Source organism: Nocardioides sp., from assembly GCF_036374615.1.
Classification (GTDB): domain Bacteria; phylum Actinomycetota; class Actinomycetes; order Propionibacteriales; family Nocardioidaceae; genus Nocardioides.
In genome coordinates this window covers 1-12,496 of record NZ_DASUTK010000198.1, presented here as the reverse complement: position 1 = coordinate 12,496, position 12,496 = coordinate 1, and the positions used below count along the sequence as shown (strand labels likewise).

General features: G+C 68.7%; 12 protein-coding genes. 8 read left to right on the top strand and 4 right to left on the bottom strand.

Annotation, left to right across the window (positions count from 1 at the left end):
- Positions 1–370 precede the first annotated feature (370 nt).
- The gene (locus VFZ39_RS15420) at positions 371–820 is read left to right on the top strand and encodes an adenylyltransferase/cytidyltransferase family protein (protein ID WP_330866666.1); all 450 of its coding nucleotides are present in this window, start codon (positions 371–373) and stop codon (positions 818–820) included.
- Between the two features lie 55 nt (positions 821–875).
- Here VFZ39_RS15420 and VFZ39_RS15415 read toward each other — a convergent pair whose 3' ends face one another.
- On the bottom strand, positions 876–1,256 hold the full coding sequence (locus tag VFZ39_RS15415; protein WP_330866665.1) for a VOC family protein: 381 nt from the start codon (positions 1,254–1,256) through the stop codon (positions 876–878).
- A gap of 225 nt (positions 1,257–1,481) precedes the next feature.
- On the opposite strand from VFZ39_RS15415, the gene VFZ39_RS15410 reads away from it, so the two are divergent.
- Positions 1,482–1,883 (top strand): VOC family protein, encoded by a 402-nt coding sequence (locus tag VFZ39_RS15410; RefSeq protein WP_330866668.1) that lies wholly within the window; start codon positions 1,482–1,484, stop codon positions 1,881–1,883.
- A gap of 382 nt (positions 1,884–2,265) precedes the next feature.
- Positions 2,266–3,879, top strand: a complete 1,614-nt coding sequence (locus VFZ39_RS15405; protein ID WP_330866664.1) for a carboxylesterase/lipase family protein — start codon at positions 2,266–2,268, stop codon at positions 3,877–3,879.
- Between the two features lie 127 nt (positions 3,880–4,006).
- On the opposite strand, the gene VFZ39_RS15400 is transcribed toward VFZ39_RS15405, so the two are convergent.
- The 3 genes from VFZ39_RS15400 to VFZ39_RS15390 form a co-directional block, all read right to left on the bottom strand.
- Complete coding sequence (locus tag VFZ39_RS15400) at positions 4,007–4,393, bottom strand: hypothetical protein (RefSeq protein WP_330866663.1); 387 nt, start codon at positions 4,391–4,393, stop codon at positions 4,007–4,009.
- A 129-nt stretch (positions 4,394–4,522) separates the two neighbouring features.
- The gene (locus VFZ39_RS15395; RefSeq protein ID WP_330866662.1) at positions 4,523–4,987 is read right to left on the bottom strand and encodes a hypothetical protein; all 465 of its coding nucleotides are present in this window, start codon (positions 4,985–4,987) and stop codon (positions 4,523–4,525) included.
- Positions 4,988–5,197: 210 nt separating this feature from the next.
- Positions 5,198–5,383, bottom strand: a complete 186-nt coding sequence (locus VFZ39_RS15390) for a hypothetical protein (protein WP_330866661.1) — start codon at positions 5,381–5,383, stop codon at positions 5,198–5,200.
- Positions 5,384–5,420: 37 nt separating this feature from the next.
- On the opposite strand from VFZ39_RS15390, the gene VFZ39_RS15385 reads away from it, so the two are divergent.
- The 5 genes from VFZ39_RS15385 to VFZ39_RS15365 form a co-directional block, all read left to right on the top strand.
- Positions 5,421–7,736, top strand: a complete 2,316-nt coding sequence (locus VFZ39_RS15385) for a DNA translocase FtsK (protein ID WP_330866660.1) — start codon at positions 5,421–5,423, stop codon at positions 7,734–7,736.
- Positions 7,733–9,514 (top strand): helix-turn-helix transcriptional regulator, encoded by a 1,782-nt coding sequence (locus VFZ39_RS15380; protein ID WP_330866659.1) that lies wholly within the window; start codon positions 7,733–7,735, stop codon positions 9,512–9,514. The genes VFZ39_RS15385 and VFZ39_RS15380 overlap by 4 nt, the downstream gene beginning before the upstream one ends.
- Positions 9,515–9,631: 117 nt before the next feature.
- Positions 9,632–11,017 carry a 30S ribosomal protein S12 methylthiotransferase RimO gene (gene rimO / locus VFZ39_RS15375; RefSeq protein ID WP_330866667.1) on the top strand — a complete coding sequence of 462 codons (1,386 nt, stop codon included), beginning with the start codon at positions 9,632–9,634 and terminating at the stop codon, positions 11,015–11,017.
- Positions 11,014–11,643, top strand: a complete 630-nt coding sequence (gene pgsA / locus VFZ39_RS15370; RefSeq protein WP_330866658.1) for a CDP-diacylglycerol--glycerol-3-phosphate 3-phosphatidyltransferase — start codon at positions 11,014–11,016, stop codon at positions 11,641–11,643. The genes rimO and pgsA overlap by 4 nt, the downstream gene beginning before the upstream one ends.
- A 111-nt stretch (positions 11,644–11,754) precedes the next feature.
- Positions 11,755–12,496: lamin tail domain-containing protein (locus VFZ39_RS15365; RefSeq protein WP_330866657.1), on the top strand; the 742-nt coding region annotated here is incomplete at its 3' end.

Below are 12,496 nucleotides of genomic sequence, written 5' to 3'. Positions count from 1 at the left end.
CTCGGGCGTGCCGCGGTCGCGCCGCTGTGTATGAGGTGGCGTCACGCACGGTCGCCTACCCGGGCCGGACGCTCTGTCGAGAAGTTACGTCCCGAGCCGGCACATGCAAGAGCACACCTTGCTGCCTGCGAGGCGGGCTCTTGTCATGTCTACTCGCCGGGATGTCCGAAGTCGCCCAATACTGTGCGCAGCGGGCGGTCGTGCGGGACGTGAGGGTGTGGTGCCCGCCCCGTCGGGCGGAGGGTTCGACCAGGTCGTGTCCGGGACGGAGCGCCCCACCGTGTCCCTGATCGCTCGTGCCGATGTGCGTTCACGCGATTCGATACAACTGATCCATCACGAGGGTCCGACGAGAGCCAGGAGTGATGCCGTGACGAGCGATAGCGAGACCGCGACCAGCGGCGCACGGGTGTATGTCGACATGGTCGGAGACCTGTTCCACGCGGGACACGTCTCGCTCCTCAGGGAGGCGCGCCGCCACGGTGACTGGTTGATCGTGGGGGTGCTGTCAGATGACACCAGTGCGTCGTACAAACGCCGCCCCATCATGACCCTCGCCGAGCGCTTGGCGGTGATCGAAGCCTGCCGGTATGTCGACGAAGTCATCCCGAATGCTCCGTTCAGAATCACTGAGGACTTCTTGCACGAGCATGCGATCACGACGGTGGTGCACGGCGACGACCTGACGCCCGAGGGGGCAGAGTCCATCTACGGTCCAGCCGTCGCCGGCGGACGCTTCGTATCCGTGGGGCGCACCGAGGGCATCTCGACCACGCAGCTGATCCAACGGGTGCTTGACGCGGCGGCGCCCGGCGAGTGATCGCTCATGCCTGATGTCCGCGCTCTAGGCGCACACACTTCCGTTGTCCGCGTGGTCACTGGGTGAGCGGACCCCGGCAAAGACAGAACGGATGCCCCGCAGGGTCGGCGTACACCTGGAAGACCTCACCTGAGGTCGCCGGGTCGTCGGCCTGCTTCAACAGTCTCGCGCCCAGTGAGATCGCCCTGTCGTGCGCTGCTGAGAAGTCATCGACCCACACGTCAAGGTGAACCTGTTGCTGTTGCGGCCCGCCCGGCCACTCGGGTGCGACATGGTTGGGCGCGAACTGGATTCCGAGTCGCCACTCGCCATCCACGATGACGCTGTGCCAGTCGTCGTCGGCGTCGACCGTGCCGTCGAGGAGCCCAGCCCAAAAGGCGCTCTCGGCATGCAAGTCGGGAGCGTCGAGGACGTGGATCATTCGGGAGACGCGCATGACCCCGATGGTCTCGCATAGCCAGGGCCTCGGGAAGATTGGATGCTCCCGCTACGTCCCCATCTGCCGCGGATAGTGCACGGAACGCGCCGAACGCCTCGGCGCCGAGGCTGGCGTGCCACTGGTGCGTGCGGCCAGAAGCGTCGTGGGCTAACACCTTGACGTCAGGTGCACTTGAAGGGGCAGCATTCGTTGCACATCCGGTCGGAGAAGGGCGTGATCGCGATGAAGCTAGACGCGCTTGACCACGTGGGCTTGGCCGTCTCGGACATGGCCGCCTCGATCGAGTTCTACGAAAGCGTCCTCGGTCTGACGCGAGCGCATGAGGCGGCGTGGGGCGACTATCCGGCTGTCTTCGAGGCAAACGGTTCTGGGGTTGCCTTGTTCTCGCGGAGGGACGGCTTCGAGGCGCGATCCGAGGACCCGGTACGTCACGTCAGCTTCCGCACCTCACGGCCTGGTCTCGACTCGGCGAAGAAACAGTTGACCGCAAGCGGCATCGGCTACGAGGAGGGCGACTACGCCGTCGCCTGGTCGATCTATCTCCCTGATCCCGACGGCTACGTCATCGAGATCACGACGTACGAGCCCGCCGGCAACAAAGCGGATCGCGCGCTAACGCGGTGAGATCGCCGCCTCCACCATGTTGCACAACACCCCGGAGTCGCAACTGAACGTTGCGACGAAGCACTCTCATGCCGCTGTCGGGGCCGAGCCCGACTATGCCGCACTGCGGGCAGACACCGGACCTACGTGAACTCTCCTAGTAGCCGCAGGCGGGGGCTCTTCCGGCAATGCGCGGGTCCGGTCGACCGTGAGACCGGCGGTCCGGTGACGCCCACCCTTGTCGCGGTGTCGCCGCGGCAGCCAGGCGAGGGGTCGGGCCGGTTTAGACCAAGCCACATTCTTGATTGACCCTCGAAAGGACTCAACCCACACTGTCTGGCACGGGCGAGTCGAGTGGCTCGGTGGACTCCTGTCGCCAATATCCGCGACCAAGGGAGTCGTCATGCGTCGGGTTGCGATCGTTCTTGCCTTCATGGGAGTTGCCCTGTGCGCGCTCGCACAGGTTCCGGCTGGCGCCGACCCCGTTCCCGGCCCGGTCGTGCACACCAGGGCGGGGGATGTCGGGGGCTTCGTCGAAGGTTCCGTGGTCGAGTGGCGCGCCATCCCGTACGCCGCGCCCCCTGTCGGCAACCTGCGGTGGCGGCCCCCGGCCCCGGCGGAGCCTTGGGATGGCGTGCGGCTGTCTCCTGACTTCGCACCACAATGCTCACAGCTCGTCGCGGAGGCTCAGGCCGGTGGGAGCGAGGACTGCCTGTACCTGAATGTGTTCGCGCCCGTCGGCAGGCAGGCCTCTGACAGCCTGCCGGTGATGGTGCACCTGCACGGTGGCGGCAACTTGGGCTTCCGGCCGTACCGCAATGCCGATGCATTCGTCGAGCGGGACGTCATCGTAGTGACGCTCGGCTACCGGCTCGGGGCGTTCGGCTTCGCCGGCCACCCAGAGCTGACCGAAGAGGGTGACGGCTCGTCGGGGGAATATGGCGTCTTGGACCAGATCGCCGCGCTGCACTGGGTGCAGGAGAACATTGCAGGGTTCGGTGGCGATCCCGACAATGTGACCCTGTTCGGCGAGTCTGCGGGCTCAGTAGACGCCGTGGCGATCGCTGCGTCCCCTCTCGGGAAGGGCTTGTTCGCACGGCTCGCAGCGCAGTCAGGGTACTTCTTCGCGCTTCACGGACGGGGAACGATCGCCGATGCCGAGTCCTTGGGGTCGAACATTGCCGAAGTCGTCGGCTGTTCGGACCACGCCGACGTGGTCGGCTGCCTGCGCAGCGTCCCTGCGGAGGACATTGTGGTCGGGGCCGAGTCCAGCCTGGGGCTGGTGAACGGCTACTCGCCCTGGGTGGGCGGTCAGGTCCTGCCAAAGTCGCCATTGGAGTTGATCGGTTCAGACGTCAGCCCGGTTCCGATGCTGGTCGGTTCGACGCGGGAGGAAGCGGCGTTCTTCGCCGCCGTTGACGGCGTCTTGCCACCGGGTGACAACTATCCGGCGTTCGGTCGCGCTCGAGATCTCAACGGAGTTTCGGGACCGCAGAACGGCAGACACGTACGTGAGCTCTACCCGGTCGACGCCTACGAGTCGGCCTATTGGGCCACCGTCGCAGTCAACAGCGACGCGGTCTACACCTGCCCGATGCGTCGCCTCGCCCTCGCCAACAGGGCTCCGGTCTACCGCTACTTGTACACGCACGGCTATGACAACGTGCCCGATCCCGTCACCCTCGCGGCGAAGGCCGCCCACTTTTTCGAGGAGCCGGTCCTGTGGCATGACCCCGATCTGCTGTTTGGCTTGGACTTCGAGTTCAGTGCGGACGAAGAGGTGCTGGCGGATCGGATGGCCGACTACTGGACCAACTTCGCAAAGAACGGCAACCCGAACGGCCCCGGAGTCGAAACCTGGCTGCCGTTCACCGCAGGTGCAGAGAACATCAAGGTCCTCGACGAACCCGCGGGCGACCTGATCGGCTACCACAAGGCCGAGTGCACATTCTTCGACCGGGTGCCCGACCTCTACGCCCCGGCCCAGGTCTACACCCCGGTCGCCACAGGACACTGATCGAGCGGCCGCGGAAGAAGCACTCTCTTGACAACCACCCGACCTGCCGCGATCCGCTCGATCGTGCCGAAGTCCCGGGCATGAACGGCGGATGGCGAGACCCAGGCCATCAGGATCAATCGGACGGCTAGGTCCTTTTCATGTAGATGGCGTATTCGTAGCCGACGACCTTCGGCAGCTTCGCCTTCTTCCGGGCGAACTCGTGGTAGGCGAGCTTCTCGTAGGCGAACGTGCCGCGGACCCGACCCAGATGCTCGGCCATGGCGTGTCTGCTCAGCCGCCTTGCCCTGGTCTGGTTGGTGGAGCAGGCGGCGATGCCGACGATCTCGTCGCCGTCGCGGGCGACGTAGAACACCTCGGGCACGAACGAGGGTTCCAGGGCTCGGCTCCACCGTTCCCTGTCCTTGGAGATCTTCGACAGGGCGTCGAAGTATCCGTCGACGAACACGTCGGCGACCTGGCGCCGAACGGCTCGATCGCTGTCGGGCATCCTTTCCACGGTCAGGTCGCCCATGGCGATGAGGGTAGTCGCTACCTCTCTTCCGGGTGATCGCTCAGCGTACGGGATCAGGCAGCGACCGGTCGGCGCCGGACAGGGTGACCGCTCATGTCGCGATGAGTGCTCCTGCCGACGTGCGTGCGGCTATGTCGCGGGTTCAGCGGACCTCAGAATCTCGGCGACGACCGTGCGGTCGTCATCCGAGGCGTACACCGCGAATTCGCCCGCATAGGCATAGCCGCCCCACGTCGGTTCGTCCTGTGAGTTGCTCCGGCGCATGCCAGGCCCATGAGCAGGGTCGAACGTGGCTGAGGCATAGAAGGCGACGCCCCCGTCGTACTCACACTCTTCAGTACCCGGCGGTCCCCAGCGCTCGAACTGGAACTCGCATCCGGTCTGGTCGACGCGTTCCCATTCGGCTGGGACGTCAACGCGCACGCCTTCGTACTCCAGGACCTTCCACCCCGTGGAGGCGGCTGCGTCGTCGACCACGCTTGCACCTGGACCTCTGGAGGCGTAGTAGCCGAGACCGACGAGGAGCAGCACCGTGCAGACAACAAGAAGCAGCCACCAGCGCGTGGCGCGGTTGCGGAGCAGCAACGCCGTCATGCCGCTTGGACGAGGAAGTCGGCCGACGGGTTCCAATGCACTCTCATTCCGCAGATGGTGCGGTTGTATCCAGATCGGGTCACGCACGAGATCTCTGCGGCGCCTGCTTCGCCGGTCCCCCTGGGTCGGGGTTGTCCGATCCGCGTCCTGAGTTCGCGACACCGCGGTCGGCGTGTGATCCCTGTGACTGGTGTGACTCTGACATAGCCTTCACAGCATGGCGACCCGTACGTCTTCCCCGCCGGGGTCGCGGAGCAGAAGCACGTCCTCGTCTCGGTCCTCCGGGTCCAAGAAGAAGAAGAGCTCGAGCTCCCGATCCCGGAGTACCCGGTCCAGCAAGAAGCGCCGACCGGCACCCCGCGCTGTCCGAAGCGGCCGCGGGCCGATCTCGCGCACCTTCGGCGCGCTCGGCCGCGGTGTCCGTGCGACCTGGATGGCTGCCGCGCACGGCGTCGGAGCCGGCGCGCGCCGGATCGGCGGAGCGGCGCGCGATCTCGACCCCGAGCACCGGAGGGACGGGGTCGGGCTGTTCCTGATCGGGCTCGCCTTCGTGGTGGCCGCCGCGGTCTGGTGGCAGCTGCCCGGCGGGGTCATGGACGTCACCCGCACCATCGCCTCCGGGTCGGTCGGCAAGGTCGGCTGGCTGATCCCGGTGATGCTCGTCCTCATCGGGTGGCGCAACATGCGAGATCCCGAGCACAACGGCCCGGCCGGCCGGCAGGTGATCGGCTGGCTCGCGCTCGGCTTCGGTCTGCTCGGGATCGTCCACATCGCCAGCGGCAACCCGCAGCCGGAGCTCGGCGACGCCTCCGAGCTGCAGTTCGGGGGCGGCGCGATCGGGTTCGTGGTGTCGAGCCTGTTGCTCGACCTGCTGCGGTCGGCGTACGTCGTGGTACCGGTGCTGGCGCTGCTCTCGCTGTTCGGGATCCTCGTCATCACGGCGACGCCGGTCTACCAGGTGCCATCCCGGCTCGCCGGGCTCCGGGACCGGCTGCTGGGCCGCACGCCGGCGAGCGAGGACGACGCGGGTGACCTCACCCAGCCGATGCGTACGCGCCGCGGTACCGACGCCATCGACCCGGACATGGGCGACCCGGCCTACGACTCCCCGGTGCTCTCCGAGCGCGAGCTCAGGAAGCGCCGCCGCAAGGCGGGAGCCGGATCCGAGGACGACCAGCCCACGGAGGTCACACCCGCCGTGGAGGAGAAGGTGGAGCTCGAGCCGCCGCCGCACACCCCGATCCCGCCCCGCGTGGAGCAGCTGGCGCTGTCCGGCGACATCACCTACACGCTGCCGGACAACGGCACGCTCAAGCCCGGGTCGCCGCACAAGGCGCGCTCCAAGGCCAGCGACGACGTGGTCGGCCGGCTCACCCAGGTGCTGGAGGAGTTCGGGATCGACGCCCAGGTCACCGGCTACACCCGCGGTCCGACCGTCACCCGCTACGAGGTCGAGCTCGGACCCGCGGTCAAGGTGGAGAAGGTCACCGCCCTCTCCAAGAACATCGCCTACGCCGTGGCCTCCGCCGACGTCCGGATCCTCAGCCCGATCCCGGGCAAGTCCGCCATCGGGATCGAGATCCCGAACGTCGACAAGGAGATCGTGTCGCTGGGCGACGTGCTCCGCTCCGGCAACGCCCGGGGCGACCACCACCCGATGGTCGTGGGGCTCGGCAAGGACGTCGAGGGCGGCTTCGTGGTCGCCAACCTCGCGAAGATGCCGCACCTGCTCGTCGCCGGCGCCACCGGCTCGGGAAAGTCCTCGTTCATCAACTCGATGATCACGTCGATCCTGATGCGCTCGACGCCGGACGAGGTGCGGATGATCATGGTCGACCCCAAGCGGGTCGAGCTGAACGCCTACGAAGGCATCCCGCACCTGATCACACCGATCATCACCAACCCCAAGAAGGCGGCCGAGGCCCTGCAGTGGGTCGTGCGCGAGATGGACATGCGCTACGACGACCTCGCCAACTTCGGGTTCCGGCACGTCGACGACTTCAACAAGGCGGTCCGGGCGGGCAAGGTCGTGCTACCGCCCGGCAGCGAGCGCGAGCTGTCGCCCTACCCGTATCTCTGCGTGATCGTCGACGAGCTGGCCGACCTCATGATGGTGGCGCCGCGCGACGTCGAGGACGCCATCGTCCGGATCACCCAGCTGGCTCGGGCCGCCGGCATCCACCTGGTGCTCGCCACCCAGCGGCCCAGCGTGGACGTCGTCACCGGCCTGATCAAGGCCAACGTGCCCTCGCGGCTGGCGTTCGCCACCTCCTCGCTCGCCGACAGCCGCGTGATCCTCGACCAGCCCGGCGCCGAGAAGCTGGTCGGCCAGGGCGACGGGCTGTTCCTGCCGATGGGCGCCTCCAAGCCGGTCCGCGTGCAGGGCTCGTGGGTGACCGAGCCGGAGATCCACCAGGTCGTCGCCCACTGCAAGACGCAGCTGCAGCCGACGTACGTCGAGGAGGTCACGGCCCCCCAGCAGTCCAAGCGCGAGCTGGACGACGACATCGGCGACGACCTGGACCTGGTGGTCCAGGCGATCGAGCTCGTGGTGTCGACGCAGTTCGGCTCCACCTCGATGCTCCAGCGCAAGCTCCGGGTCGGCTTCGCGAAGGCAGGCCGGCTCATGGACATCCTCGAGAGCCGTGGCGTCGTCGGACCCAGTGAAGGGTCCAAGGCACGCGACGTGCTCGTGAAGCCCGACGAGATCGACGCCGTCATCGCGACCATCCAGGGGGAGTCAGTATGAGTGAGGCACCTGTCTTCGAACCCGGCCCGACCGATCCGACCGGTGCCACTGACGAGGACGGTGAGCGTTCGACCGCGCTCGCCCTGGCGCCCGAGAGCGTGCTGGTGCGTCGCAACGCCGGTCTCGCCGCGGCGATCGGCGCGCTCGGGTCCGCGGTAGCCATCGCCTACCTCGCCAGAGCCGCCGAGACCGGCGCCCTGCTCGACTGGGTGATGGCCGTCGGGCTGGGGCTGCTCGGAATCGGCTACCTCACCGCGTTCGTCGATGCCCGGACCCCACTGCTGGTCGCGGACTCCCACGGCGTCCGGATCCGGCTCGGCCGCGCCTGGCGCGGGTTGCCCTGGGGCGCGCTGCAGCGGGTGGAGCACACGCCTCGACGCGGCGTGCTGCGCGACGGCCGCCTCGTCATGGTGGTGCACAATCCGGCGCGCTTGATCGAGGAGCTCGACGGCAGCGCGCGTCGGCACTCACGGCTGAGCCAGCGACTGTACGGCGCCCCGTTCGCCCTGCCGCTGGGCCTCTCGACCCGCGTCGCGGGTGCCGGCGGTGACCTGACGGCCGCGCTGACCGCGCTGGCGGGTGCCCGGAGCCGGGTCGTGGAAATCGTTCCGGCCGCTGAGGAGCCAGAGGTCGAGGTCGAGGCCGAGGTTGAGGCTGAGGTCGAGGCTGAGGTCGAAGCTGCCGTGTCGCCGGAGCCACGCGGCGCTCGCAGGCTCGCGCTCAGGCGCTCGGACCCACGACCGCTCGTGGCACACGCCATCTTCCGGGTCTCCGGACTCTTCCAGCGGACCTCCGTCGAGGAGTCCGAGCTGCCGGAGGTCGAGCCGAGCGAGACTCCCAGTCCGCTGCGCGAGCCTGGCTCCGCCACTCGGGTCGAGGTGCGCCGTGAGGTCGCCGACGAGCCCGAGGACCTGGCCGGCAAGGAGCTGCGTCGACCGGGCAGCGTCAGCCTGGTCGAGGACACCGTCGTGTGGGGCGAGCGGGTCGCCCCGATCGCCCGCGAGGGGCACGCGGTCGAGCCGCTGCTCATCGACGACTACGCCGCCGAGCCGGCGGCGGACCCCGTCATCGGCCCGGAGGTGTCGGCGGCGCGGACCCGGCTCGGGCTGAGCGTCGACCAGCTCGCCGACCGCACCCGGATCCGCCCGCACGTGATCGAGTCGATCGAGGTCGACGACTTCACGCCGTGCGGCGGCGACTTCTACGCGCGTGGCCACCTCCGCACGCTCGCGCGGGTGCTCGGTGTCGACGTGGTCCCGCTGCTGACGACGTACGACGAGCGGTACGCCGATGCGCCGATCAACCCGCGCCGGGTGTTCGAGGCCGAGCTCGCGACGGGGGCGCACGGGCCGATCCGCGGCACCCGTGGCGGCCTGAACTGGTCGGTGCTGGTCGCCGCGGTGATGGCCTTGGTGCTGGCTTGGTCGGTCGCGCGGCTGATCATGGACAGCCCGGTCGAGCTCCAAGGCACCGCCCCGGTCCTGAACGGGTCCGCGGGCGTCGACAACGGGCCGGCCCGCGCCGCAGCCGCGCCGAAGGTCCCGGTGGTGCTGACCGCCGAGGGTGGCGGCGCCCGCGTGGTGGTGCGGGACGGCAGCGGAGCGGTCGTCTTCGTGGGCAACATCGCCTTCGGTGAGAGCAAGCTGCTCGACGTCTCACCCCCCGTGCGGGTGCAGACCACGGACGGCTCGCTGACCGCGACCGTCGACGGTGAGGAGCACGGGGCGCTGGGCTCGACCGGGGAACCGGCCCAGAACACCTTCACTGCTGGGGGGTGACCCCGCGCACCGGCGACCCTTGCTCCTGCGCCGCCGAAGCGGGGGAGCCGAGGTCGAGACGGCATACTCGTTCGGAGCATGAGCCCCACGACCTCCGCCCCCGCCGCCGACCCACCGCTGTCGGTCGCGCTGGTGACCCTCGGGTGCACACGCAACGAGGTCGACTCCGAGGAGCTCGCGGGGCGGCTCGCCGAGGACGGGTTCCAGCTCGTGGCGGACGCCGAGGACGCTGACACGGTCGTGGTCAACACGTGCGGATTCGTGGAGGCGGCCAAGAAGGACAGCATCGACACCCTGCTGGAGGCGGCCGACCTCAAGACGGCCGGACGCCCGCAGGCCGTGGTCGCCGTCGGCTGCCTGGCGGAGCGCTACGGCAAGGACCTGGCCGCCTCGTTGCCGGAGGCCGACGCGGTGCTGGGTTTCGACGACTACCCCGACATCGCCGCCCGGCTACGCTCCATCGTCGCGGGGGAGACGCACCACGCGCACACGCCGCAGGACCGCCGGAAGCTGCTGCCGATCACGCCGGTCGAGCGGGGAGCGTCGGTCGATGACATCAGCGTTCCCGGCCTGGGCGGTCCGCGCGCGGTGCGCCGCCGGCTGGACGCGAGTCCGATGGCGCCGCTCAAGCTCGCCAGCGGCTGTGACCGTCGCTGCTCGTTCTGCGCGATCCCCAGCTTCCGCGGCTCGTTCGTGAGCCGCCGCCCGAACGACGTGCTCGGCGAGGCGGTCTGGTTGGCGGGGGAGGGCGTCAAGGAGCTGTTCCTCGTCAGCGAGAACTCCACGTCGTACGGCAAGGACCTCGGCGACCTGCGGCTGCTCGAGACTCTGCTGCCGGAGCTCGCCGCCGTCGAGGGCATCGAGCGGGTGCGCGTGTCCTACCTGCAGCCGGCCGAGACCCGGCCCGGACTGGTCGAGGCGATCGCGACAACTCCTGGCGTGGCGCCCTACTTCGACCTCTCCTTCCAGCACGCGTCGGCTCCGGTGCTGCGCCGGATGCGGCGGTTCGGTGACCCGGAGTCGTTCCTCGGTCTGCTCGACCAGGTGCGGACCCACGCTCCGGCGGCCGGAGTGCGCTCCAACGTGATCGTCGGCTTCCCCGGCGAGACCGAGGCCGACCTGGAGACGCTCTGCGACTTCCTGGTCGCCGCCCGACTGGACGTCACCGGCGTGTTCGGGTACTCCGACGAGGACGGAACCGAGGCGGCGACGTACGACGAGAAGCTGGACGACGACGAGATCCGGGACCGCACCGAGCACGTCGTGTCGCTGGTCGAGGAGCTGAACGCCCAGCGCGCGGAGGATCGGATCGGTGAGACCGTCGACGTCCTCGTCGAGTCCGTCGACGACGAGGTCGTCGGGCGGGCTGCCCACCAGGGACCGGAGGTTGACGGCTCGACGTACCTGGTCAGGGCGTCTGCGCACGTGACGGTAGGAGACCTGGTGCGGGCGGACGTGGTCGCCTCCGAAGGTGTCGACCTCTACGCGGAGGAGTCCGCGTGACCGGGACCGAGCGGCAGAGCAACCTGAATGTGCCCAATGCGCTCACGACGCTGCGGATCGTGATGGTGCCGTTCTTCGGCTGGGCGCTGCTCCACGACGGCGGTGACTCGATCACCTGGCGGATCGTGGCGTTCGTGATCTTCGTCGCGGCCATGATCACCGACAAGGTCGACGGAGACCTGGCCCGCAAGCACGACCTGGTGACCAACTTCGGCAAGATCGCCGACCCGATCGCCGACAAGGCCATCACCGGGATGGCGTTCATCGGCCTCTCCATCGTCGGTGAGATCTGGTGGTGGGTCACGATCGTCGTGCTGGTCCGCGAGTGGAGTGTCACCCTGCTGCGGCTCTCCGTCCTCAAGCAGGTCGTGATCGCGGCATCCGCGAGCGGCAAGCTCAAGACCACACTGCAGGCGATCGCCCTGAGTGGGTTGATCCTCCCGTTGCCGCACGGCGACGCTCACGGAGGTGCGTTCGACCGCTTCGGGACGGTCGGCGAGGTGCTCTTCTACGTCAGCCAGGTGGCGCTGACCGGCGCTGTCGCGATGACCCTGTGGTCGGGGTACGAGTTCTTCCGCGACGTCTGGCGGCAGCGCGACCAGCTGCGGTCGCGCACCGGCAACTGACCACAGATTCGTCACCGAATCTTCATCAAACGCTGTTCCGTGACGCGCGAATCGCAGGGTTAGGGTGACCGCGGTCGCAACCACCGTCCCTCACTCATCCGGGAAGAGCCCATGCCAACACTGCGCAGAACGATCGCCCTGATCGGCGGCATCTCACTCATCTCCGGCGGTCTCGCCGCCGTCACCACGTCGAGTGCCCTCGCGGCACCCGACGGTTCCGGGCTCGTCATCAGCGAGGTCTACGGCTCGGGCGCTAACGCGGGCTCGAACTACACCCATGACTTCGTCGAGCTGTACAACCCCACCGACGCCGCCATCAGCGTCGCGGGCTGGTCGGTGCAGTACCGCTCCGCCGCGGGGACCAGTGCGACCGTGACTCCGCTGGCCGGCTCGGTGGCCGCCAACAGCCACTACCTCGTGACCATGGGCGCCGGAGCAGAGGACGCGGTGCCCACACCCGACGCCACCGGCTCGGCCGCGATGTCCGGTGCCAACGGGGTCGTGCTGCTGGTCCCGAGCCTCACGCCGATCACCGCCCAGGGCGACCTCAAGGACGACCCGACCGTCGTCGACACAGTGGGTTACGGCAGCACGCCGACCACCTTCGAGACGGTCAACACCGGAGTCGCGCTCACCGCCACCACCGCGGCCGCGCGGAGCGCCGGCGGCACCGACACGAACCACAACGCCAACGACTTCACCGAGGGCGCACCGGGACCGGTGGCCTGCGGCGAGGCCTGCGACCCGCCGCCACCGACCGAGACCGAAGCGACCATCGCCGAGATCCAGGGCACTGAAGGTGCCAGCGAGCTGGTTGGCGACGTCGTCACGACCCGCGGCGTCGTGACCGCGG